The following is a 24,866-nucleotide window of genomic DNA, read 5'->3' as shown; positions in this document are numbered from 1 at the left end:
TCACCCAAATACACTTCCCAAACCACTCATCATTCCTGTAAAAGCATCGCCGATATTTTTTCCAACATCATTGACCGTCTTTCCTATTGTATCAGCTGCATGCTGTATGTTACTAATGGTATCATCTATAAAAGGTTTTGCAACACTATCATACACCCAGTCAAAAATCATTGATCCTGCAACTCCTGCAACAAAACCTATTGCTGCTCCACCTACTGTACCAACCACCGGAAAAGCACTACCTATAGCTGCCCCAACTTTAGCAGCGCCAATACCAATCGCTACATGTCCTCCAGTCTTTACTGCTGCATGACCAATATTTTCTCCATCTGCAACTTGCATGCCAAAATCCACTGCAGCCCCTAGAGTCTGTACGCCATATTTAGCAACTCCTTTAACAAATCCACTATATATAGGATTAACATCAACTGGAATAGTATAAGTCCCACCGCCTGAAACAGCTCCCAGCAAACCATATTGCATATTTTGGGGACTATGTGTCAACCATTCCCAAGAAGATTGAATAAACGCATTTATAGCTTTATCTGTCATAAAACTTTTTAAAGCTTCTTGACTAAACGCTCCAAATAAAGACGATAAATAAGATGGCAAGTTTTGATTCGATGAACCATCCTCTCTATTTTCTAGACCAGGTGGGATTTCCTCTCCATACTCCGCCTTCTTAGTCACCTCCCTCGCAAGAGCCTGCAATTCCTCAATCCCTGCCTTGTCCTTGTCAAATGCAACGCCTGGATGATTCTTCTGGAAGTAAGCCCTTGCTAGGCTATCCACTTTCTGGTGATAGCGGTTTGCCGCCTTCTTGAAATGAGGATTACGATAGATATCAAGCGCTTCAGGATTACGATAAGGGCTGGCCATGGTAACCGTCCCACTCACCTTCGTTAAGCCCTTATTTTGATTGTTTAAAATCGCATCTAACTCACTTGTGACCTGCTTGCCATTGAAGGCAGCCAGGCGCTTCTCCGTCTCGGAAAGCGACTGTTTCGACGCCTCAATAGCCCGATCTAGCTTATCCTTGCTGGGAGCTTTCAGTAAGATCAAGTCAGAAATTTCCGTATAATATTTATTCGTCGCATCCATATCCCGGACAATGGAGGAATGGAGACCATCCACACTCTGCTTCAAGCTAGTTAAGGCCTCACTGTTGATGACAGCTGTTGCGCTTTTCTCACCGACTGTTGATTCAAAGTCAGAAATCAGATTGTCAAACTCAGTATAAAGCAGATTAGAATAATCCACATAGCCCTGAAGAAGGGGAAGGTTGTAATAATTCAACTCATGGTTAATCGCAGTCTTGACATCACCACGCAGCGCTTGGCTGGAGGCAAGACTCTGCGCAGTCGACTGTGCCTCAGCCAAATCAGCCTCGAAAGCTTGGGTCTGTTTATAGAGAAAATTCTTTAAACTTTCCAACTCATTACGCTTGATTTTCATCGTCTAACTCCTCCTGTAATCGTAGATAAAAGTGGGAAGGAATAGCTGTTTTCATCAATATTTCCCGTAATTGACCCACATAGGAACTTTCTTTTTCTGATTCCGCATAACCCTGAGCGATAATTCGTTTGATCATGGTCTTATGAATCGCCATCGGTGGAAGCTCTGCTTGAAGACCAAGTGGCCAGAACTGTGCTAAATAATCCACATAAGCTCCGTCGAAAACGACTTTTCGCCCCATAATCATGACATAAAGTGGCTCATCGCCTAAAAGTGACACTACTAACTCTTGAGATAGCTGCTCCTTGTCAATCTCAACCAATGTGCCCAAGGGAAGAATGTCACTATAAACCTTATCAACCCCATCTAAAAAATGGACAAATTCACTTTTAGCTAGCATAATATCTGTCTCGTTCCGACAAATATACACTTCTTTCGGTAAAAAAGTCACTTCAATATCAGCGCCAATCCGCGGATGATAAATATAGTTTGGCTTTTTATCCAAAAAAGCTTTTACGATTGCGCCCAATACCTCTGGACGATTTTTTAAAATAAAAGCTATCTGATGTAAAAAATCTGTAGTGGGAAATGCCGTATTACCGTCACAATACTCTTTCCAAATTTGTTCTGCTGTCTTCATTTTAATCTAATCCCATCTTGAAATCCATCGGCTCCTGAACGATCATCCAACAACTTATTCTCAGAAACCCTAAGCATATTAGAGGATTGAGAATTCACATAAGTTCGATATTTTATGACAGATGTATTTAAATTCTGAATAGCTTGATTAAAGTTCTTAAAAGGAGACAAATCTGTATAGGAAAAAGGAAGAGTAGATAGTGGACGAACAGAGGCAACACCCGAATGATAACGTCCGACCTGTCCAGCCCATTCTTCTGTTTGGACATATATTTCTGCTTGACCTGACATACTAGTCCTCCTCCCTATTCAAGCGATGATAGTATTCAATCTGGCTATTCAGACTATTAATTTTGGTCTGGCAATCTTCAATATTCCCATTATATTCTGATATTTTAAAGCGAATACTCTTACAATTCATTTCTGTATCTGTCAACCAAGTTGTAATCGCATCGGAAATTCCTGCTAACGTTTTATCAAAATCTTCCCGACGGGTTCCCTTGAAATCAGTTGTAGAGTGCTTATTCAAATCACTCGCAGAAGTCTTGTTTTTACTAACAACATCCATCTGACTCTGAATACGATCATTCGCAGATTCCAACCGTCTTATCTTATCCTCATAAGTACGTATATCCAAACGGATCCAACGAATTTGCGCATGACAATTCGCAATAGCACTATCGTATCGTCCCATACATAAACTCCTCCATTTTTTCTCTGATTATATCAAAAATTCTGATGTTTTACCATAAGGATTGGGAAAGTACCCTAAAAATAAAAGCAAGCCAAATGACTCGCTTTTACTCACTGATAAGTTTGATACGATAACCATCCCGGCTAGTGAAGTAGTTGTACTCATCCACTCCAACAACCGATTCTGTGAAGCTACTCTTAATGGATACAACATTCTGGTCTTGGAAACGAATACCAATACAGCCTGCAGGCACATTAACCTTCAGAATCTTATCCACTTCCATATAGCCATTAACGATCTGACGAAGCTCACCCATAAAGATGAAGTGGAGCCCAACGGTCCCTCCTTTGTGTAGGAGAGCCTTAAAGGCATCCTCTGTCATCTTAAGATTCATAAGCTTGCTGAGGGCTTGTGCTTCTGGAATCAAGATGTAGATAGGATAATCCAAATCAGCTGGCGTGCGCGCATCCACTTCAGACTGCATATCCATAAAGAAACCAGGGATTTCCTCGCCCACAAATACTTGGTCGAACAGCCCTTCCGACTGATGGTAGTTTCCTGTTGGATCCACCAAGAACTTTTTAATGTGACTAGGCACTTTTTCTAAGCCTGTCAGAAGCGCTGCTTCGCCATATTCTAGCTGCTGCATAGTATCATAGAGAAGCTCAAAGTAGCCGTCTCGTTTTGGCACAAAGCCAACCGGGTGTGTACTTTCTTTGTCAAAACCAATTGGCAACTCGCCTCTTTGCCACATATCCTGAACTTCCTCGTGATCTTCAAAGAAACTCGTAGAAATCTTACTTGGCAACATAGGTACTGCTTCTGGACGTAAGCCTTGCCAGTCCTGATTCATCGATTGGATTTCTGCTGTTAAGTGAGAAAGACGGTCGATATCGTCTTTTCCTTCTATCGGCAGATAGACTTGTAACTCTAGAACTTCTTCCTGTTTCACCTGAGCACGGCCGACAATTTCCTGGCCTGGCAGGGCATCACGTCCCATAACCGTCCGAAGCGCTCCTTCTTCTACTAAGTAAAAGCTCAAAGCATTGGGAATCGTCGAGCTCATCCGTAAACGCAAGCTACTAGTGCTGAGTACGGTTATCAGAGTATAAATACCCAGACTAGCTCCCTCACGTAGGAGCTGGTTGACAGCTGACTCGATGATTTCCTCTAATGGGCTTTCCCGTACTGAGTCATAGCCATCAAAGAAGTTGAGAAGAACAGGGAGAGCTTGACCTGTCTTTTGCTCATACTGTGACAGACTAGACACGCCAGCCTCTGTAAAGAGGGCTTTTCGCTCTTTCATAAGACTATCCAGACGTTTCAGATACTTGAGGAGCTTTTCTTCCTCATCTAGTCGAACCAGATCCGCCACATGTGGCAACTCTCTAATTGGTAAGAGACCATTCGTCCCAAAATCAAAAAGGTTAAACTGAACTTGCTCAGGCGTATTTCTACGAGCCAGATTCATGAGGATAGTTTGAAGAGCTGTTGATTTTCCAAGGCCTGGGGACCCATATAAGACGGTATTGCCCAACTCCTCAATATCAAAGTGGTAGACCTCCTGCTTTTGAGCACTTGGCAGATCCAGCATGCCTAGTGGAATGGAGAGTTGACGTGGTGTTGTCCACTCTGCCTGACGGTCAATTGCCGCTCCTACTAGCTCCTCTCCAAGAGGTGGTAACCATGGCTTTTCAGGGAGGATGACTTGCAGACGCTCCGTTTCCTTATTGATATAATCAATCACAGCTTCAAGCTCTGTCTCCCGCTCTTGTGTCTCTTCAACCGAGTAATCCCCGTCATTTCCGTCAATCAAGAGTTCGCTCTGCCCTAGTTGATTCACTAACCAAATCCGTTCATCTACTTGATTACCTTCATCACTATAAGGCTGATAATCCGCTCCACTCCATGCTGACTGGAAGAGTTCATAGATTTCATTGTTTCCGACCTGAAGATAAGCACGACCAGGCTGAGTGATACTAGCCGCATCTGGCGTTTTGATAATCTCATTTGAGTCTGAAGGATCGGCAACCTTGAGCGCCAGCTTAAAGCGAGAATTAGACCAGATCTGCTCATCCACCACTCCAGATGGCTTTTGAGTCGCAAGGATCAGGTGAACCCCTAGGGAACGTCCGATACGTGCCGTGGAGACGAGTTCTGCCATAAACTCTGGTTCATTTTGCTTCAACTCCGCAAACTCATCTGAGATTAGGAAAAGATGGGGTAAAGGCTCTGTCGGATAGGTCTTTTTCTCCTCTGGATCGCTAAGTGCCTTCCCTTTTTTATAGAGCTTGGTATAGCCATTGATATGGTTGACACCGAATTTCCCAAAGAGAAGCTGACGCTTTTGAAGTTCCGCACGAATACTCTTCAGCGCACGAGCCGTCCCAGCTCCATCCAAGTTGGTAATAGCACCCATCAAGTGAGGCAGCTTGGCAAAGAGATTGGCCATTCCTCCCCCTTTGAAGTCAATCGGAAGAAATCCAACATCTTCTGGCGCAAAGTTAACAGCTAGAGACAGAATATAGCTCTGCACAATCTCAGACTTACCAGAGCCGGTAGTCCCTGCAACTAGTCCGTGTGGACCATGGGCACGCTCATGAAGGTTGAGCAGCACAATATCATCCTTCCCTCGAACACCTAGAGGTACAGCGAGAGACTTAGATGCATCCGCCGCCTGCCAGCGTTTCTCCACATCCAATTCCTCGACCTGCTTAACACCGTAGAGTTCCATAAAGGAAATCGTATCTGGAATCGAGTTTTTCTCCACTTCGATATGATTGAGATTGGCCAAACGGTAAATTGCTTCTTCAAGTTTTCCATTTTGAGGCAGACGATTAGGCTTAAAATCTTGGTTGACATAGATATGATGATTATTGACGAGCTTGGCTGTTTCTCCATTTTGGTAATCAACCACTGCCGTCACCGTCTCAGGCAACATATTGAGGCTTTCCTTACCCCAGATAACCGTCACCCCATACTGGTTCATATCCTCTGCCAGAAATTCATTGAGCCCATGTCCTGACAGCCATGACTCATCCAAAATCGTCAAGACATAGTGCGGCGAGAAGATTTGCTCCTGCTTTTGTTCCCGAACGACCTGACGACGCTTGACTAACATCTGGTAAAAAGAGGTCAAGATCATGTCCCTGGTCTGGTCATCATGAATAAGTCCCCGTAGATTGAGACTCCGCATTTGCGCATGAGGCAACCAGCGCCATTCTCGCCAGTGATTCTCGTATTCCTCTTGGGAGACCAAGGTCACAAACTCTACATCATGATAGGAATGGAGCGCCGCAATCTGAAACAATAGCGTTTGAACTGCTACTCGTAAGACAGGAGCTACTCCCGCTAATCCCAAAGCCTGATCACGTAGAGAGAGGACAATAGGCGCATCCTCTAATTTTATATGAGGTTGTACCAGTTTTTTCTCGACAAAGCGGCTCCAGTCTTCCTTGCGATTGGTTGGTTGAAAACGTAAGGAATAACTAGAATCAATCGTTCCAGTTCCCAAATGAACCTTTAGAAAGTCATCATTTGTCACCATCTTCTCATAAATCCGTGGGTTGTAACTTTCTACTAAATCCACTAATTCATCAACCGATGGAAAATTATATGTCAAGGCTTTCTTTTGTTCCGCCTTTAGACGACTCAATTGGCTTCCTGTCTCTAAGAGATACTCTTGATAATCATCGTTTCTTTTCTGATTCTTCTCTTTGACTTCCTTTTTGTTGGTAAAATAGCTCGATACTGAAAATCCAGCTGTCAAGAGACTGGCACTGGCCATTCCCATCATAAGCAAGGCATTTCCCTGCATAAAGACACTAGATGCTCCGCTAATCACCACCATTCCAACAGGCGGTACGATCGCACGCCATAGCTCACCACGTCTAAGTTTTTCTTCTGGCGCTGGTGAATTGATTTCCACCTTATCCTCAGGCTCTTTTAGATAAATGCGTGGACTTCTACGATAATTAGGAAACTCATATGGAAACTCAGCTTGATAAGGCTCTTCAAACAAATGATCAGATTGGATAGTGTACTGTCTGCTCAAGGGCAGGAAATGGATCTGATGTTCTCGAAATGAGAAAAGAAAGCAGTCCACCACCAAAACATCCCCTACCTGAATAGAGGCATCAACTTCCTCTAGAATTTGTCCATTTAGATAAACCTTAGCTCCATTAGATGATCCAGAGAGATGATAGGTATTCTCCTTAACCTTCAGGTAAAGGAGAGCTTGACTTTCAAGGCAAACATCTGCTTTCTTCTCCTTAGAAAAGAGTAAGTCCTGCTTAGGATAGGTAAAGGAATGGATCTGAATCTGTTCATGTGGAATGGCTACCAGACTTTCCTCCTCCTGACCAGCCCAAGGGATTCCGTCCTTTTCAAGACCACTTTCAGTAATTGAGATATGACTTTCTCCAATATTGATTGAGTAGGCCCTTTCAGTCAACTCTTTGTACTCAAAGCATTCTTTAAACGAAAACACATGCCAAAGAACCTCTTCATCTGACAGCTTTTGACTCCAAGTCGCTTGTTTGCCCTTAGTTGCCATTTTTAGTCTCCTTTGATGTACTATTTGCCTTTGAACTTCCGTTTAATTGTTCCTGTAACTTATCAATTTCTTTTTGATACTTTTCAAGGAGTTCTCGCTTTTTCGCTCCGCTCATCGTACTGTCTGTATTGACCTGATCATAGAGCTTCGTATAAGCATGAAGAATATACTGAATGTCCCCAATATTTTGAGCAATATCAAGTGCTTTTTCAAGTTCTCCACGGCCGATATAGATCCAATAAGAAAGAGTATTCTCACTAGATTTCTGTGACAAGTTTCTAGATACAGCTTCCTTTTGTTCTTGAGTAAGATTGTCTAACTCTAACGAGCTAGCCGCAAGTGTATACTGGACTCCCTTCGGAAGACTATTTGGAGCTTCTGACTTAAGACCTTCTACCACTGCCGTATAATCCTTAGCAATGTAACTCGTCTCAGCCTGAATGATTTTATCCTGCTTAGGCACCACATAAAAAGCATAAATACCTGTTGCAATCCCCATCGCAACTGTTACAATTGCGAGTCCTAAAGAACCCCATTTAAACAATTGATAGTTCCTTTTCGAGACAAGCAGTTTTTCCTTTTGACGCTTCTCTTCTTGGATACGAGCCTGCTCACTAATAAGATGGTCTACTTCATCAAAAGTCTCCGCTTTAAAAAGAGTTTCCGCAAAAGCATTTTTTACCGTCGTAAGACTATCAATTAACTCTTCAAAGTTGAGCTTAGGTTGTAAAATGAACACAGCTAAAGCCTTATATTGCTTTAACAAGTCCTCTTTCATGAGCGAAAAAGGAACCACACTATCTGTCATCCCTCTATGTCCTAAAAGGACACTTTCCCCGCTCACAAACAGATTATCTGGGTGAATAAAGGGTTTCATAGGCTGATCGACAGTTTCTTTTAAGAATTGTAACTTTTGAAAAAGATGAAGGCGTTCTAAGATTTCTTTATTTTCAACAGCTTCTCGAATCGACTGATAACCTGCTGGAATTTGGTAAGAAAGACGAACGACCTCTTCTGCCTCTTCTTTCACTGCTCCTTGAGCTAAATGTGCCGTGCTTTCTAAAAAGAATCGATACTGCTTCATCCGATTCAGTTGAAATTGATTAGCGGATAACTTAATCTCTAGTTCACCAGCCTCTTTCGACCACTTGGATTGGATACTTGTCTCTTGTACTTTCATTTCTTTCTCCCTACAATTTCTAATTGATCTCCGTTTCCTAAAGGAAAGTCCGCTATCTGGTCATCATCATAAAAGGCAATTGATTTATTAGTCACTTGAAGATCAAAGTGACTTGGTAGCTCTTGGTTCATCATTGAAAATGACTCACATATCAGCTCTTTTACTCTCTTGAATGAAACCTGCGTTGGAAGTTTCAAATCATATATTTGGTCTCTCCATTTTATACCAACCGTAATTGTCTTCATCACACACTCTCCTTCTTAAAACGAAGCACTTTTGAGTACTTCCTACCTAGCCAAACACCTAGATAGGTCACTCCAAGTAGACCTATTCCAAATCCTAAAATAGATAGCCAAGTAGGTAGCGAAGTGTTAGAGGTGCTCTCTCCAGTCAAAATTGCTTCATCTGCTCTATAATCTGCTTGAAACAAGCCACGCGTCACCTTATCCTGACTCTGAAAACTATTAGTATCTTTAGTCCCGGTAAAAAGAGAGGACTGCGCTTGATGAACATTCTCTTGCTGTGCTTTTTGTAGCTGTTTTTCTTTCTTCACACTATCTTCTAAAAATAATTCAGGAATATTCTTAGACTTAGTAGTCTGAGGACTGTTCCCTTGATCATGGATGGTTTGATTATTAATTTCAAGACTTCCATCATCTGCTCGGACATCACCTGAGTTAAGAAAAAGACACAACAATAATAGACTAAAAATGACTTGAACCTTCTTCATAAATCTCCTTCCCCACTTGGTAAAGATAACTTTATTATACTACAAATCACACCATCTCACAAGAAAACAAAAAGGATCCTTACGGATCCTTACCTTGATTATTTCTGGCTCTATAATTTCTGTAGTGGGTAAAACTACCATAGGAATTATGGAGCCTATTTTGTTGTAGAAAAAAAGTCCCATAAGACCTATAATGAAAAGTGACCAAACCATCATTAGAAAGAATCTTATGGAACAATTAAATTTTATCACAAACTTACTCGGAATTAAAGACAAGAACATTATAATCTTGAATTATCTGGATTCTAAAACACATAAAGAAATCATCGCTAAGCTAGATTATCCTGCTCCTAAGTGTCTCGACTGTCAAGGACAAATGGCTAAATATGACTTCCAAAAAGAATCTAAAATTCCCTATCTAGAGTGTGCGGGCTACAAAACTCTCATTCGATTGAGAAAACGCCGTTTTCGTTGTAAAGTATGCGGAAAAATAGCTGTCGCAGAGACTTCCTTAGTCAAAAAGAACCACCAAATCTCAACGATCGTCAACCAGAAAATCACTCAAAAATTAATCGAGAAAGTCCCTATGACAGCTATCGCCGAAAGTTTATCTGTCTCCACTTCTACAGTCATTCGTCAGTTACATAAATTCAAATTTAAGACTGATCTTAACCACCTTCCAGAACACATGAGTTGGGATGAATATAGCTTCAAGAAAGGAAAGATGAGCTTTATTGCACAGGACTACGATACAAGAAAGATCCTAGCTATCTTAGATGGACGGACTCAAGCAACTATTCGCAATCATTTCCTTCGGTATTCTAGACAGGTAAGAAGTCGCGTGAAAGTCATTACCATGGACATGTTTAGTCCCTACTACGATATTGCTAGAAAATTTTTTCCAAATGCTAAAATCGTTCTCGATCGTTTTTATATTATCCAGCATCTCAGCCGAGCAATGAATCGCGTACGCATCCAAATTATGAATCAGTTTGATAGAAGATCGCACGAATATAAAGCACTGAAACGTTACTGGAAACTCATTCAACAGGATAACTATACGCTGAGCAGTAAACGATTTTATCGTCCAACATTTCAGTCGCATTTAACCAATAAAGAGATTCTCGAAAAACTTCTCTCTTACTCTCAAGATCTTAGAGATCACTATGAACTCTATCAGCTTTTACTCTTTCATTTTCAAGAGAAGCACGCTGATTATTTCTTTGAATTAATCAAGGAAACTATTTCTTCTGTCAATCCAATCTTCCAGACCATTTTTAGGACCTTTTTGAGAGATCAGGATAAGATCATTAATGCACTTGTACTTCCCTACTCAAAAGCAAAACTTGAGACCACAAATATCCTCATCAAAGTCATTAAGCGAAATGCTTTTGGCTTCCGGAACTTTGAAAATTTTAAAACGAGAATCCTCATCGCTCTTTGAATATCAAAAAGGAGAGAACCAATTTGGTCCTCTCCAGGCTGTAACTTTTTATCAACCCACTACAGTTGACAAAGAGCCTTATTTCTTTCTTGTAAAGAGATTGAGACTAACTCCGATGCCTACAAATAATAAGAGTAGAAGAATCGTTACAATGCTTAAGTTACCACCGACCAAGAGATAACTAAAGCCGTTTTCAATATTTTGTAACGGAGACAGTCGATATAAGAAATTAAGGAAACTTCCTGATTGAGTTGCCACTCCCAAAATAGGAGTTAGTAGGAGATAAAAACCTAAGAGGGATGCAGATACAATATAAGTCGGATACGGAGCTTTCTTCAAGCTGTAAGATAGCACTAAAATCAAGCTTGCCATTAACATAAAGCTATAAATGAACCATAAGAATCCATTAGCTGCTGTTGCTACTCCTATTGTAACTCCTGAAAACAAAATCGAACCAACAGTAGCTGTTATGATTGTCGGTAAGAAACTTTGAAGCTTCAAGTCCCACTTTTTCGTTGTCAAAAGATCAGTTTCTTCCCTTTCCTGTCTATCTTTAACAAAGCGTCCGATCGTCATAGCTATCACAAAAGAAATAACCGATAACAACAAGGTCATATAATAGGGGATGATGGAAATGTGACTAGCTGCCTGTGTCTTACCTTCTGTGACTTTTGTAGTAATTGGATCGGATAAGAAATTGAACACTTGCTTGTTATCAGCACCTCCACTTTTCGCATTGGCAAGCACCTTTCCAAACTGTTCTGCATAAGAGGTATTTTTCTCAACTGTACCACTTGTTTCCTTCACACTCTGATTCAAACTGGAAAGGACACCATCTGCGGACTTTTGAATCGATTCTGTTGTCTCGTTTAACTGTTGGATTTGTGGTGAGATATCTCGTACCTGAGCAGCTCCATCAGCTGTAGCTTGTGCAGTTTTTTTAGAACTATCTCGTAAGCTATCGTATTGAGACAAAAGTGACTTCACTTCTTCTTCCAGCTTAGAGGTATTCATCTTCTCTGGTTGTGGATTTTGATCATTGACAACTGATTCATAAGCAAGTTTCTCAGAATCTTTCCACTGATTATGAGCCTCATCTAAGACCTTCTGCATCTCCCCATACCAGGTATTTAAGGCAGAAGCTTGCTTAACAAGCAAATCTGAGTCTGGGAGAGACTGATACACTTGACGAAGGGTGCCTTCTTTAGGATTTTCTTTTTCACCTAGAATATCTGTCACATCCTTTAATTGCTGATCTACCTGTTTGTATAAATTATCTCCTGCAAGCCGATACTTAGTAACTAAAACATCCGATATTTCTGAAGCCCGTTCGTCGTCAGTTAGATTATTGTAGAGACTATATACAGAATCTGGACTAGCCTTTTGTACGAGAGTACCACTTGATAGCGTGCTTGCAAATTGATTGATATCTAAACTTGCCCCTGGTGATGCAAATAGAGTAACGATTTGTTGGGCAGTAAGGTCTAGGTTTTGGAAGTTTTTCAGAATCGCAGGTAAATCCTCAGCCAAAGTGTCATACTTACCATTAAAGACAGATAACTGAGCACTAGCTTGAACTGAACTTCCATCTGTCCAACTATAACCTACTTGGTTATAGGAATTCTTTTTCACATCATCAGATAAATTCCACTTTATCTGACCACTAATCGTGACACTCACCTTTTTAGGAAGTGTCGCATAGCTTGGTTGACTGACTTTTGGTGAAGTAGTTGGCGTTGCTGTCGTACTTTCACTTGTAGAAGTGGAATTTGTAGATGTTGCTGCATCACTTGCATCCGCATTTGAAGTACTTGATCCCCCTGAGTCCGAAGAGGCGACAGGAGTAGTTGACGCCGTTCTTTCATTAACAAATGTGACTTGAATTGTATTTCCTGATACTGCAGCTGTCACATGATAGCCTGTATCTTTTAACTGTTGACGGATAGAGGCTTCAATTGAATCTTTCGTCACACCTTCCAGTTCAAGATTCCCCATATTTGCATCATCGATGTTCAATTGGACTGTCTGACTACCAGTTGACGGATCAAATTCTAGAGTTTGGTGAATGGGATAGGTCACTGGACTAGTAACAGTAGCCGCTGAGGACAGATACTTAAAGGTTGTATTTTGTCCTAAAGAGCCACCCAACTCGCTACTGTAGTTAGACACAATTTTCAGTGCATTACGATAAGTTGTAGCCTCATCTGATGAGATCAATTTATCTTGCTCTAATTTAGCAATGAGAGCACTCAAATCTCCAGATGAAATCATCGGTAGGCGACTAGCAATTGCCTCAATATACTGCTTAGGAAGTTTGCTTCGGTTTTCTGGCTTCGTCATTAAGTTCAAAATAGCCGAGCGAATATCTTTATCAGTAGCTGTCTGATCACTTAAATCCTTAGAGCCATAATAAGTCTCTGCAATGGTCTCCCTGAGTGCTCTAAGCTCCGCTACTTCTTTTTCTAAAGAAGTGATTTGTGCCTCTAAGTTCCCCTTGACCTTACTTTGTGCAGTTTTATACTCCCCCGCCTTAGCTTTGAAATCTGCCATAAAGGAACCGGTTGCCGTATCGGAAAACTGCAATTCTTTTAATTTAGCATTCCCAACAGTGTAAAGGGCATTATACAAGTCAGAATAATGCTTCTGATCATCTGTCCATTGTTTTTCCAAGGCAGCCTTATCTTTTTCAGATTGCTCCTTATATTGGTTGGTTGACTTTTCAAGACGAGTATTAGCTTCTTTTGAAAACTCATTCACAGAGTTTGTTGTAGATTCAAGGGCTTTCCCAGAAGCATCTAAAGAGTTGTTATTCGCTTCCATGCTGCTTGCGACTGATTTAACAAAAGCTTCTTGTTGGGTCTTAAAGAGTTCATTATCCGTCTTCAGACTATTTGCAATGGATTGAGTACTTCTAAATGAATCTGGTAGGGTCGAAAATGGAGCTTGAATATTTGAAATGATGAACGTATTTTGAGATAACTCTGTAGTTGCCATCTGATTCACATTCGTCTGTGCATCTGAAAGATTTCGAATGATGCTCGAAAAATACATCCGAACCACCCGTTGATTAAATCCTTGTAAGACTGTATTAACTTGACTGTGGACAGCCTGATTAGCTTGTTCGTTTTGCCCTTCGCGAATCTGGTAAGAAACAGTGGCTTTTTCTGGAGAAACACTCTCTAAGCTCAACAATTTCTCAGAAAAGTCTGACGGAAGAGTAATAACTGCATCAAACTGACCTGACTTCAATCCTGCTTCAGCCACGCTACGATTGGTTGTCTCCCAGTTATTCTCTGTATCCTGATTAATTAAAGTGACAAAATCCGAGCCTAAATTATAATCAGTATTTTCAAACCTTGCACCTTTATCTTCATTCACAAGCGCATATTGAACCTTAGCAGTTTGCTTGATCTCACTTGAATAGTGAAGGCTCTGATCCTTTAATGCGAAATAAACAAGAGAACCTGATAACAGGGATACGCATGCTACTGCAGTTAAAATTTTTAAGTATCGTTTTTCTTTATGAGGACTATTCATTATTACCTTTTCCACTTATAACTAGCAAAAAACGACGCCCCTTTCGAAGCGCCGTTCACCGATGATTAATTCAAACCAAATGAAGTTGCATCCTGACGGTCACGCTCAGCAACAGTATCGGCGTATTGATTCAATTGTGCATGGATACTTTCAAGAAGTTGTTCCATTTGAGTTACGCTTACTGATAATTGTTGGAATTGTTCCAAGTAAGATTGGAAAGCCGCACCTTGCCATTGTCCTTGGAGACGACCATTTGCGCCTGAAACTTTGTTAATGGCATCTTTCAATTGTTCAGAAGCATTGGTATAAGTTTGTGCTTCAGACTTTAACTGTTCTGGGGTCAACGAAATTGCTGGCATATCATTATTCTCCTTTTTTGACTTGGTCATCTTCCCGATAACCTTATAGTCAATATTGTATCACAAACTCGTCAGATTGCAAGTGTTTTTTAGAATTTTGATTCAACTTTATAAATCGATTGAAAACTTCCCACTATTTGATGTGTTCAATCAAGCATGTCACATCTTTCAATATAAAAATACTAGGTTATAATGCATTTCATTGTAGACTATTGTATCAATTACTGAACTCCTACTTCCATCGACCATCTTGGTGATATCAGAAAATCAAAAAAAGGGGGTGCAAAACAATTCCCACAGACACCCTACCTGTTGGAACATTTTGCACCCCCTTTGCGTATGTGGGAATAAATTTCATACTTTACCACTATCAATCCTGCTACATCACTTCAGGCTGTTAGATTTATACTTCACTCAAAAATTCAAAAAAGACCGAATATCAAGCCTTTTGTAATCCCTGAAACGGTGGGCTTTATCCCTTTCTCTCCAGCAGTCCTACAACCTCGATATGATGCGTCTGCGGAAAAAGATCCACTGGTTGTACTTTCTGCAACTCGTATCCCAATTCTTGGTAGAGTTTGATATCACGCGCCATGGTTGCGACATTACAGGAGATATAGGCGATGCGGTCAGCCCCAATTTGGCTACTTGCTTTGATAAAGCTTTCGGTCAATCCCTTGCGTGGTGGGTCAACCAAGATAACGGTTGGTTGAATACCTTCCTTGAGCCAATTCTTCATAGCATTTTCAGCTGTATCACAAACATAATGGGCATTGATGATATTATTTAAGGCAGCATTTTTCTGGCTGTTCTCAACCGCTTCTGGAATCACTTCAACACCGTAGACTTCCTTGACATGTTTGGCAACGGACAATCCAATCGTTCCGATACCTGAATAAGCATCAATAACCACGTCATCTTCTTTTAACTCCGCAAAGTCAATGGCTGTTTGATAGAGTTTCTCTGCCATTTGAGTATTAACTTGGTAGAAGGCTGGTCCAGCGATTTGGAAGTCATTCCCCAACATTTGGTCGGTAATATAGTCTTGACCATAAAGAGTCTTCCACTCCTTACCAAAAATCGCATTGGTATTCTGGTCGTTGATATTTTGCATGACAGACACAATCTCTGGGAACTGCTTGATGACTTGTTCAATCAATTGGTCGACACGAAAAACTTTCGGACGAGTTGTTACTAAAATCACCATGATTTGTCCTAAATAATGACCTCGACGCACCACAAGGTTCCGAATCAAGCCAGACTGTTCCTGTTCGTCATATGGTTTTAAATCAAAACGACGAAGCAAATCGCGTAGAACTACCACAACTTGGTCAATGACAGGATCCTGAATAAAGAAATCTTCAAGAGGCATGAGGTCATGCGAATTCTTACGGAAAAAGCCAGTTTCCAAGATACCATTCACTCGACGAACGGGCACCTGTGCCTTATTTCGATACTTAACAGGATTCACCATACCAAGTGTTTCAGCAACTTCTACATCCGAAATTCCTGCAATCTTGTAAAGACTATCCTTGACTTGCTTGGTTTTAAACTTGAGCTGCTCTGGATAGGCAAGATGCCCTAAATCAGCGATACCTGAGCGTAGATAAGCTAGGTCAAGGTCTTGGTTACGATGTGGAGAGTAAGTAAGGTATTCTTCAACTTTTCCATAGCCAATCTTTTTATTGATTTTAAGGACACGCATAAGGATTTTCTCAGTTGGTAAAGCATTTTCTACAAAGAAAACCAAACCATCTACCTTAGCAACCCCTGCACCTTCATGAGTCAAATCAACAATTTCAACTTCTACAATATCATTTTTCTTTAGCATATTTTTCACTTTCTATCGGCCGACAAAAAAAGACGGCAACATTTCTGTTACCATCTATTATATCATGAAATGACCTAAGCACCAAAACTCTTGAAGAAGTTGACAATGGCTTGCCAAAGGGAGCTAAAGAAGTTGCCCCCGTCTTCTAGCGCTTTATTGGCATCAAAGTTGAGGTTGATATTTTTAAAGCTATCTCCAGCTTGAGAGACAATGCTTTCCTTGAGGTCATTTAGGGTTTTAGTGAAATCAGCATTGTTCAAAATGTCACTCTTTGAGAGATTGAGGGCAAAATTGATAATGATATTGACCTGGTTTCCTGTTATAACCTGATCGAGTTTGTAGTTTTTTAGTGTGTCTTCTACAATTTTGCGAACATCTTCTTCTGTCAGATTACCTTTGGCTTCTTTTGCTTTTGCGATTCCTGCCTTGATATCTGCCAAAGCGACATTGAGTTTATTGGCATCGTAGCCTGATTTGTCCTTGTTTTCAGCATTAATATCGGATAAGGCTTTTAGCTCCTCTTGGGCCAAGTCTTTATTGGCTTGCGGTACTTTGGCACCATTGGCCTCTAACGAATAGTAAATCCCTGCTAGGGCGCTCTCTCCTGTAACTGGAATAGGAGCTGCAACTGTGATTTTGGCATGCTCCACTCCCAGCGTCACTGCTGCGTTACGGTACATATCCTGCGTCACCTTGGTGATATTTTCAGGCGTTTCAATCTTGACTTCTAGAGGCGACTTATCACCTAGCTTTTGAATCTTAGCTGAAGAATAGAGCTGTAGACTAGCATCATTAGCCACATTCATAATTTTCGAATAGATATCAGGTGTCATAGTTTTGATATCTTTGGTGTCTTTTGATGCGTCATAGCCAAGTTTGCTAAGAGTTTGATTTTTCTGGTCTTCAGATAGAGAAGAACCTAGAACATATTCAGGTTGTACATAGGTTTCATCGATTACTTTTTGAACATCGGTTGCTGCGTGGACACTCGTCATAGCTGTTGCGGCCCACAATACTGCAGCACTTGTTAGAAAGAATTTCTTTCTCATGGGATATTCCCTCCTTTACCTTTCTAGGTTAATAAAACAATCTTAAAGAAAACTTATAGTGAAAAAACACCTGGTCAAACCAGATGTTTAGAAGAAATTAAAGAATTTCATGATATAGAGATTAAAGCGAACCTGTCTCGAGTAGTAATAATTTCCACCATTTTCATAGAGTTCTGCACCATGAAAGATAGAAATTGGGTTGATGTAGGTGTAGGTCTTCCCTGTAGTATTACCTAGGATTGGAGCGACCGTTTCTCGGGAGTAACGCTTGGCTAGGGCCAAAGTATTTTCCTTACCATTCTGAGCAATGAAGTCGATATAGGCAGGTCCAAAATTATAGGCTTGAACAGCGGTCCAGACATCTACTCCTTTGCTCTGTGCCAAATAGAGGTTATCTGTTAGTGTCTGTATCCCTTGGCGAATACTAGAGGCATCGTCTTTGATGGTATTGGTAGCGCCACTAGCAGACTCACTAGACTGCATGACATCCCGCTCTTTTCCCTTCGTTTCGGTATAAATCATAGCGAGCACCAACTCTTCATTGGCTGGAGTATCTCTTTCGCTCAAGATTTCTCGAACCATGGGTTGGTAGGTCATGACTTGTTTAACATCCTGATGGATATGATAAGCTTTGTATCCTGCGAAAAGGAAGACTGCTAGCACAAGCACTCTTCTTATAAATTTAAACATTATTTACTTTGAATATCCTCGATATTTTTGATTAAGATAGAATAGGTTCCATTGTCATTTTGGATAAACTCGACCGATTCTGCGTCTTGGTAAACATTATTTGGAACGATGAGTTCAATTCCATTTGACAAGGAAAGTTTTTGGTTTTCAAATTTCTTGAGCTGACGACTGGCATCAATTTCATCAAACTGAACTGGTTCTGGTACGGCTTCCTTGACTTGATCAATAAAGCTCAAACGAGCTGTCAGATTGTTGTCAAAAAGGTCGTTAGCTAATTTTTCAGGTGACAGTTCGTTGCTTTCTTCCAGATTGTTGAAAATCGCTGATTTGACCTTGGATTGAAATTGAAAATCATCTGTGTTAAAGGACTCTGCAATTCTCTGAGCCGTTTTTTCCAATTCCTTGATGGATTTCTTTGGTGAAATCTTGGGAGCAACAGCTAGGAGATTTTCTGAAAAGTAGTTCAAAAAAGTCCCATTGTACTTGATGCGTTTTTCGATGAGATGATACTTGCGACTTTGAAGATTGACCACCAAGGCCTCGTCAGCTCCCGTTCCAAATCCAGGTAGATTATTCTGAGTTAGCTTGATTGGATTATCAACTTCTCCACCGAGGTGGGTCAAGGTTTCCCGCAAGGCAATTCGCAAGAAAGCGAAATGTTCAACACCTTCTTTAGAAAACTGCACAAAAACCAAGTCATTGGTCTTGAGATTTTCAGAAATGCTAAACTCCTCTTTCCAGAGATTAGCCAGTGTTACTGATGTCTCCAACAAATCATCTGTGATGTGATTGAAGAAGGGATTTTCTACTTCGAAAATCCCAGTCTTAGCTTCATCTGAATACACACGTTCAATTTTTTTGCGTAGGTATTCCTCGATTTTTGGAGTGATATTGAGAAACTTATCCGCTAGGAACAACTCAGTATCGTCTGGGCTGAACTGATGGATAATAGCTTTCTTAATATAAATGTCCATAAAAGTATTAGTCCTCGTATAGTGGGAAGGCATCTGTCAACGCTTTGACTTCACTTCTCACTTCTTCTAAGACAGATTCATTTTCTGCATTCTTAAGGGTTTTAATGATGAGTTCAGCAACTTTACGGCTTTCTTCTTCACCAAATCCACGTGCAGTGATGGCTGCTGCTCCGATACGAATACCGCTTGTCTTGAATGGTGACAAGGTTTCGTATGGAATTGAGTTTTTATTTAGGGTAATATTGACTTCATCCAGCAAGTTTTGAGCAACTTTTCCGTTTTCTACAACCTTAGTGACATCCACTAGGAAGAGATGATTTTCAGTCCCTCCAGAAATGATACGGAAATCAGGGTCTTGCAAGAAGACTTCTACCATAGCCTTGCTGTTTTTGATGACATTAGCAGCATATTCCTTAAAGGCTGGATCCAAAACTTCTTTGAATGAAACCGCCTTAGCTGCCACAACATGCTCCAAAGGACCGCCCTGAATACCAGGGAAAATAGCTGAGTTGATTTTCTTAGCAAGTTCCTCATCATTAGTCAAAATCAAGCCACCACGTGGGCCACGAAGGGTTTTGTGGGTCGTTGTTGTAGTGATATGAGCATATGGCACTGGGCTTGGGTGAAGGCCAGCTGCCACCAAACCAGCGATATGGGCCATATCTACCATGAGCTTAGCCCCAACAGCATCAGCAATTTCACGGAATTTTGAGAAGTCGATAATTTGAGAATAGGCTGAAGCACCAGCTACGATCAATTTGGGTTTTACTTCTTGGGCTTGTTTCAAGATAACATCAAAGTCCAAGAATTCCGTTTCAGGATCTACACTGTAAGAAACAAAGTTGTAGGTTTGGCCAGAGAAGCTGACAGGAGCTCCGTGAGTCAAGTGTCCACCTGCTGCCAAATCCATTCCCATAACCGTATCTCCTGGCTCAATCAAGGCCATGTAAGCCGCGCAGTTGGCTTGGCTTCCTGAGTGTGGTTGGACATTGGCGAATTTAGCACCGAAAATTTCTTTTGCACGTTCAATAGCTAGAGTTTCTACCACGTCTACTACATCGGTTCCACCATAATAACGGCGTCCTGGGTAGCCTTCGGCATATTTGTTGGTCAAGATAGACCCTTGAGCAGCCATTACAGCCTTGGAAACAACGTTTTCCGAAGCAATCAACTCAATGTTGTTTTGTTGGCGTTCTTCTTCTTTGGCAATAGCATTCCAGAGATCAGCATCGTATGCTTTAAAATCGTCTTTGTCAAAAATCATAGGTCTTCTCCTTTATAGTGTGACTGGTCCTTTAGTTTGTTTTTCCAATAAAAAAATAAACTAAAAGATGCGAATAAACCGTTTCTGCACTTTATCACAAGTATAACCAACTTTTTCATAAAATGCATGAGCTCCCAGACGATGATCAGCAGAGTTTAAGCGGATAAACTCATAGCCCCGTCTTTTTGCTTCTTGATCCAACCCTTGCAGTAAGCTTTTACCGATACCTTGCCTTTGTGCTTGAGGTGAAACCGCTAAGCCTAAGATATTAAATCCTGCTTTGGAATAGAGGGATTCGTAAACCTCGGCATGGACATATCCAAGTAGGACATGACTAGCTGCATCCTCATAGCCAAGTAGGAAATGATGGGAATCCTGAGATAATTTAGCTAGTTGACTAGCTGTGTCCTCTGGACTAAAAGAATAGCCCAAAGTCTCTTGGTTAATCTCACATATAGCATCCACATCTGTTTCTTGTAAATCTCTTAGCATCTCATTCCTCCTCAAAAGAAATCTCTGGCAACCGAGCAAGAATGTCTTCTCGCTTAATCGCCCCCTGGCGTAAGATTTTCACCTTGTCTCCAGACAAATCCAAAATAGTCGAATCCTGTCCAGTTAGAAAAGCGTCATCCTCCAGACCCAGAACCTCTTGATCAAAATCCTCTAGAATTTGAGCAAAGGTCACTCCACTTGCCTGACCTGAAATATTGGCAGATGGCCCAATCAAGGGACCTGTCTCTCGGATCAAATCAAGTGTAATGGGGTGACTCGGCATCCGAAATCCCACCGTTGAAAGACCAGAGTTGACCCAATAGGGAACTCGGTCATTGGCTTCGAGGATAATGGTCAAGGGACCTGGTAAAAAGGTCTCTACAAGTTTTTGTAGATAAGTTGGCTGATTCTTTGAAAAGTGCAAGATGTCCTCTAGAGAAGCGACATTAAGATTGAGCGCTTTATCTCTAGGACGACGTTTGAGTTTGTAAACATGGTCAACAGCTTTTTCGTCTAAGGCCTTAGCAAAGAGACCATAAACTGTCTCGGTTGGTAGAACAACAGCTCCGCCCTTTTCCAACTCTTGTCTAATCCTGTCCATCATCAACTACAACCATCCTATCTTGACCAAATTGGTCCTTGAGTGTTCGTACTCGTTTTTCAGGAAGATATTTCCTAAAGAGCGCAGGAACACTTTGACCTTGCTTGTATCCAATTTCAAGGTAAATCTTACCACCATCTGTGAGATAGTCTTTTGCATCTTCCGCAATTCTGCGGTAAATAGCTAGACCATCCTCATCTGCAAAGAGAGCTAGATGAGGTTCTGAATGCAAAACATTCAAACCAACCTCTGACTCATCTTCACGAGAGATATAGGGTGGATTGGATACAATTATATCATATTTTTCAGAAATTTCTGTAAAACAATCAGATTTTTTTAAAAATATCTGTAGATTCTGAACTTTAGCGTTTTCAGATGCCAAATCTAGAGCATCTTGAGAAATGTCTGCTGCTGCAACTGACCAATCTGGTCTATTTTTTGCTAAAGCAATAGCAATGGCCCCGCTACCTGTACCGATATCAAGTACTGAAAGATTCGTCTCAGGATTTTCTGCCAAGATAAGTTCTACCAACTCCTCTGTCTCAGGACGAGGAATCAAAACTCGCTCATCCACTTTTAACTGCATTCCATAAAAATCTGCGTAACCAATGATATACTGAGCTGGTTTGTGAGCTGCTAATTGCTGGAAAATTTCTTCTACAAATTGTTTTTCGTCCTCTGTTACCTCTTGCTGAAGGGCAAAGACGAAGTCCGTAAAAGAGAGATTTTTCAAACTTCTATAGACAAAAGAGAGGCTTTCTGTTTCCTCTCCTTGTCTTATCAACTCTTCTTCAAAATCTGAAAACAATTGAGCTAATTTCATTATTTGTTTAATTCTTCTAATTTTTGCGTTTGGTCATAGAGTACCAAGGCATCTACAACTTCGTCCAATTTACCAGACAAGATGGTATCTAGTTTTTGAAGGGTCAAGCCGATACGGTGGTCTGTGACACGGTTTTGTGGGAAATTGTAAGTACGGATACGTTCTGAACGGTCACCTGTACCAATAGTTGACTTACGCTCAGCGTCTTGTTCATCTTGGGCAATCTGCGCAAAGTGGTCAGCAACACGCGCACGGATGATTTTCATCGCTTTCTCACGGTTTTTCTGCTGAGTACGTTCTTCCTGCATCTCAACCTTGATATTGGTTGGCAAGTGAACGATACGCACGGCAGTCGCAACCTTATTGACGTTCTGACCACCAGCACCAGATGCGTGGTAGATGTCAACACGAAGGTCTTTTGGATCAATATCGTATTCTACTTCTTCCACTTCAGGCATGACAAGGACTGTCGCTGTCGAAGTGTGTACACGGCCTTGGCTTTCTGTCACAGGGACACGTTGGACACGGTGGGCACCTGATTCATACTTGAGTTTAGAGTAAACAGACTGACCTGATACCATGGCAACCACTTCTTTGAATCCACCGACACCGTTCATAGAAGCTTCCATGACTTCAAAGCGCCAGCCTTGGGCTTCCGCATACTTTTGGTACATAGCTAGAAGGTCTCCGGCGAAAAGTGCCGCTTCGTCACCACCAGCCGCTCCACGGATTTCAAGGATGATGTTCTTATCATCGTTTGGATCCTTTGGAAGGAGCAAGATTTTTAATTTTTCTTCGTATTCTTCTTTTTCAGCCTTGGCATCTTTGAGCTCTTGCTTGGCCATTTCTTCCAAGTCCGCATCTCCGCCAGATTCCTTAATCATTTCTTCCGCATCAACGATATTTTGAAGGACTTGTTTGTACTCACGGTAGGCTGTTACCGTATCACGAGTAGAAGCCTCTTCTTTTGAAAGCTCCATGAAACGCTTCGTGTCTGATACTACATCAGGATCACTCAGCAATTCTCCTAGTTCTTCGTAACGGTCTTCTACAGCTTGTAGTTGATCATAGATGTTCATTTTTTCTCCTTATTTCTCAATTGTTAAATCATAGATTGCTACTACTTCGTTCTCAAATATTTCCCCAGTTTCTTTAAATCCATAACTGAGGTAACAAGATCTTGCATGTTCATTTTCTGGTTCATAAGACAACCAAAGTTTATTGCCTAAACCTGCTGGCGCTGTCCGAACATAGTCCAGCACTTTATCCATAATTGGTTTAAAATATCTTTGATTTTGAAAATTCTTATCAATCATAAAACGAAATAGTAAATAATTTCCACTACTAATTCCAATCTTTTTATCATAAGCTATCATCACAAAACCTATAATTGCATCATTATCATAAACTGCCAATGGAGCTACAAAATCTCCATTTTTAGTGTAGACATATGCTTCAGCTAAACTAATTGCGTTGGTTGCAATGAATTGTTTTTGATATTCCTTGACATCCAAATTCAAAACATCAAAATAATTTTCCATTGTAACATCTCTTAGTTCAATTGTCATAGTTGTGCTCCTTGTTAGATGTTATCATTGGCGCAAAATAATGTTTACGGCAAACCGAGATATAGGTTTCATTACCACCAATTTGAATTTGTTCGCCATCATAGACTGGCACACCATCATGCGTACGCAACACCATAGTCGCCTTTTTCTTACAGTACTGACAGATGGTCTTGATTTCTTCAATCTTGTCTGCTAAGAGCAATAGATATTTGGAACCTTCGAATAGTTCATTGCGAAAGTCATTCTTCAAACCAAAAGCCATGACAGGTATGTCTAGCTCGTCCACAACACGAGCTAGGTCGTAAACATGGTGACGCTTGAGAAATTGAGCCTCATCGACTAGCACACAGTATGGTTTCTCAGGTAAGTCTCGAATATAACCAAAGATATCTGTCGTTTCCTCAATCGCAATGGCTGGGCGTTTCATGCCGATTCGACTCGACACATAGCCAACACCGTCACGCGTATCTAGAGCAGAAGTCATAATCACAACTCCCTTTCCTTGCTCCTCGTAGTTATAGGCCACCTTGAGAATCTCAATCGTCTTACCAGAGTTCATGGTCCCATAACGATAATACAACTGTGCCATGCTTCTATTTCACGTCCATTTCTAAATTTTTGCTACATTCTAGTATATCATAATTTTCTGAAGCTTTAAACGGCAAAATGTGGTAAAATAGAAGAAATCAAAAACTAGTGGAGGAAGCTATTATGCCATTTGTACGCATCGATTTATTTGAAGGACGCACGCTCGAGCAAAAGAAAGCTCTTGCTAAGGAAGTAACGGAAGCTGTTGTCCGTAACACTGGAGCACCTCAATCAGCCGTTCATGTCATCATCAACGACATGCCAGAAGGAACCTACTTCCCTCAAGGGGAAATGCGCACCAAATAATCTAGCTTAAGCAGAATTGCTTAGGCTTTTTCAATCTCCAAGTAGCATCCATTGAAGAAATAGTCTAATTTTGTTACAATTTGAAGA

At 41.0% G+C, this 24,866-nt stretch carries 23 protein-coding genes; 2 read left to right on the top strand and 21 right to left on the bottom strand.

All coding sequences use genetic code 11. From position 1 onward, the window contains the following. The 8 genes from GOM48_RS04790 to GOM48_RS04755 form a co-directional block, all read right to left on the bottom strand. Positions 1 to 1,455 carry a T7SS effector LXG polymorphic toxin gene (locus GOM48_RS04790; protein WP_235098654.1) on the bottom strand — a complete coding sequence of 485 codons (1,455 nt, stop codon included), beginning with the start codon at positions 1,453 to 1,455 and terminating at the stop codon, positions 1 to 3. Beyond that, the gene (locus GOM48_RS04785) at positions 1,439 to 2,095 is read right to left on the bottom strand and encodes a DUF4176 domain-containing protein (RefSeq protein ID WP_132974218.1); all 657 of its coding nucleotides are present in this window, start codon (positions 2,093 to 2,095) and stop codon (positions 1,439 to 1,441) included. Before GOM48_RS04785 ends, GOM48_RS04790 begins: the two co-directional genes overlap by 17 nt. Continuing rightward, a complete protein-coding gene (locus GOM48_RS04780; protein ID WP_084948600.1) occupies positions 2,092 to 2,385 on the bottom strand; it encodes a penicillin-binding protein in 294 nt (97 codons plus the stop codon). The genes GOM48_RS04785 and GOM48_RS04780 overlap by 4 nt, the downstream gene beginning before the upstream one ends. A 1-nt stretch (position 2,386) precedes the next feature. Beyond that, positions 2,387 to 2,788, bottom strand: coding sequence for a YwqH-like family protein (locus GOM48_RS04775; protein WP_084948601.1), 402 nt, complete (start codon positions 2,786 to 2,788; stop codon positions 2,387 to 2,389). A gap of 106 nt (positions 2,789 to 2,894) precedes the next feature. After that, positions 2,895 to 7,343: a type VII secretion protein EssC gene (essC, locus tag GOM48_RS04770; protein ID WP_235098652.1), complete on the bottom strand. Its 4,449-nt coding sequence runs from the start codon at positions 7,341 to 7,343 to the stop codon at positions 2,895 to 2,897. After that, positions 7,333 to 8,523 carry a type VII secretion protein EssB gene (gene essB / locus GOM48_RS04765; RefSeq protein ID WP_235098650.1) on the bottom strand — a complete coding sequence of 397 codons (1,191 nt, stop codon included), beginning with the start codon at positions 8,521 to 8,523 and terminating at the stop codon, positions 7,333 to 7,335. Before essB ends, essC begins: the two co-directional genes overlap by 11 nt. Then, positions 8,520 to 8,768 (bottom strand): EsaB/YukD family protein, encoded by a 249-nt coding sequence (locus GOM48_RS04760; RefSeq protein WP_084948606.1) that lies wholly within the window; start codon positions 8,766 to 8,768, stop codon positions 8,520 to 8,522. The genes essB and GOM48_RS04760 overlap by 4 nt, the downstream gene beginning before the upstream one ends. Beyond that, positions 8,768 to 9,253 carry a type VII secretion EssA family protein gene (locus GOM48_RS04755; RefSeq protein WP_084948607.1) on the bottom strand — a complete coding sequence of 162 codons (486 nt, stop codon included), beginning with the start codon at positions 9,251 to 9,253 and terminating at the stop codon, positions 8,768 to 8,770. Before GOM48_RS04755 ends, GOM48_RS04760 begins: the two co-directional genes overlap by 1 nt. A gap of 229 nt (positions 9,254 to 9,482) precedes the next feature. Between GOM48_RS04755 and GOM48_RS04750 the strand changes: the two genes are divergently transcribed. Next, a protein-coding gene (locus GOM48_RS04750; RefSeq protein ID WP_235098648.1) for an ISL3 family transposase occupies positions 9,483 to 10,741 on the top strand; the annotation gives its coding sequence in 2 pieces (ribosomal slippage) (positions 9,483 to 10,691 and positions 10,694 to 10,741; 1,257 coding nt in all). Positions 10,742 to 10,775: 34 nt separating this feature from the next. Here the strand turns inward: GOM48_RS04750 and esaA are convergent. From esaA to GOM48_RS04685, 13 genes are all read right to left on the bottom strand, one after another. After that, the gene (gene esaA / locus GOM48_RS04745; RefSeq protein WP_235098646.1) at positions 10,776 to 14,234 is read right to left on the bottom strand and encodes a type VII secretion protein EsaA; all 3,459 of its coding nucleotides are present in this window, start codon (positions 14,232 to 14,234) and stop codon (positions 10,776 to 10,778) included. 65 nt (positions 14,235 to 14,299) lie between these two features. Continuing rightward, positions 14,300 to 14,593, bottom strand: a complete 294-nt coding sequence (locus GOM48_RS04740; RefSeq protein WP_084948610.1) for a WXG100 family type VII secretion target — start codon at positions 14,591 to 14,593, stop codon at positions 14,300 to 14,302. Positions 14,594 to 15,065: 472 nt separating this feature from the next. After that, a complete protein-coding gene (gene rlmD, locus GOM48_RS04735) occupies positions 15,066 to 16,424 on the bottom strand; it encodes a 23S rRNA (uracil(1939)-C(5))-methyltransferase RlmD (RefSeq protein ID WP_235098644.1) in 1,359 nt (452 codons plus the stop codon). Positions 16,425 to 16,498: 74 nt separating this feature from the next. Further along, positions 16,499 to 17,473, bottom strand: coding sequence for a DUF1002 domain-containing protein (locus GOM48_RS04730; RefSeq protein ID WP_001227377.1), 975 nt, complete (start codon positions 17,471 to 17,473; stop codon positions 16,499 to 16,501). Between the two features lie 87 nt (positions 17,474 to 17,560). Continuing rightward, entirely contained in the window at positions 17,561 to 18,163 is a 603-nt protein-coding gene (locus GOM48_RS04725) for a lysozyme family protein (protein ID WP_002893258.1), read from the bottom strand. Continuing rightward, positions 18,163 to 19,137 carry a nucleoid-associated protein gene (locus tag GOM48_RS04720; RefSeq protein WP_235098642.1) on the bottom strand — a complete coding sequence of 325 codons (975 nt, stop codon included), beginning with the start codon at positions 19,135 to 19,137 and terminating at the stop codon, positions 18,163 to 18,165. The genes GOM48_RS04725 and GOM48_RS04720 overlap by 1 nt, the downstream gene beginning before the upstream one ends. A gap of 7 nt (positions 19,138 to 19,144) precedes the next feature. Continuing rightward, positions 19,145 to 20,401 carry a serine hydroxymethyltransferase gene (glyA, locus tag GOM48_RS04715; protein WP_235098640.1) on the bottom strand — a complete coding sequence of 419 codons (1,257 nt, stop codon included), beginning with the start codon at positions 20,399 to 20,401 and terminating at the stop codon, positions 19,145 to 19,147. A 60-nt stretch (positions 20,402 to 20,461) separates the two neighbouring features. Continuing rightward, the gene (locus GOM48_RS04710; RefSeq protein WP_235098638.1) at positions 20,462 to 20,893 is read right to left on the bottom strand and encodes a GNAT family N-acetyltransferase; all 432 of its coding nucleotides are present in this window, start codon (positions 20,891 to 20,893) and stop codon (positions 20,462 to 20,464) included. Position 20,894: 1 nt separating this feature from the next. Then, a complete protein-coding gene (locus GOM48_RS04705) occupies positions 20,895 to 21,497 on the bottom strand; it encodes an L-threonylcarbamoyladenylate synthase (protein WP_235098636.1) in 603 nt (200 codons plus the stop codon). Continuing rightward, a complete protein-coding gene (prmC, locus tag GOM48_RS04700) occupies positions 21,481 to 22,317 on the bottom strand; it encodes a peptide chain release factor N(5)-glutamine methyltransferase (protein WP_235098635.1) in 837 nt (278 codons plus the stop codon). The genes GOM48_RS04705 and prmC overlap by 17 nt, the downstream gene beginning before the upstream one ends. Continuing rightward, positions 22,317 to 23,396 (bottom strand): peptide chain release factor 1, encoded by a 1,080-nt coding sequence (prfA, locus tag GOM48_RS04695; RefSeq protein WP_235098633.1) that lies wholly within the window; start codon positions 23,394 to 23,396, stop codon positions 22,317 to 22,319. The genes prmC and prfA overlap by 1 nt, the downstream gene beginning before the upstream one ends. A gap of 9 nt (positions 23,397 to 23,405) precedes the next feature. Next, on the bottom strand, positions 23,406 to 23,885 hold the full coding sequence (locus GOM48_RS04690; RefSeq protein ID WP_235098630.1) for a GNAT family N-acetyltransferase: 480 nt from the start codon (positions 23,883 to 23,885) through the stop codon (positions 23,406 to 23,408). Then, entirely contained in the window at positions 23,875 to 24,474 is a 600-nt protein-coding gene (locus GOM48_RS04685; RefSeq protein ID WP_084867224.1) for a thymidine kinase, read from the bottom strand. Before GOM48_RS04685 ends, GOM48_RS04690 begins: the two co-directional genes overlap by 11 nt. Positions 24,475 to 24,596: 122 nt before the next feature. Between GOM48_RS04685 and GOM48_RS04680 the strand changes: the two genes are divergently transcribed. Then, positions 24,597 to 24,779: a 4-oxalocrotonate tautomerase gene (locus GOM48_RS04680; RefSeq protein WP_001117401.1), complete on the top strand. Its 183-nt coding sequence runs from the start codon at positions 24,597 to 24,599 to the stop codon at positions 24,777 to 24,779. Positions 24,780 to 24,866: the final 87 nt, after the last annotated feature.

The organism is Streptococcus oralis (assembly GCF_021497885.1).
GTDB classification, from domain to species: Bacteria; Bacillota; Bacilli; order Lactobacillales; family Streptococcaceae; genus Streptococcus; species Streptococcus oralis_BQ.
Note: the sequence above shows the minus strand (reverse complement) of the source record. Positions and strands in the feature narration are given on the sequence as shown.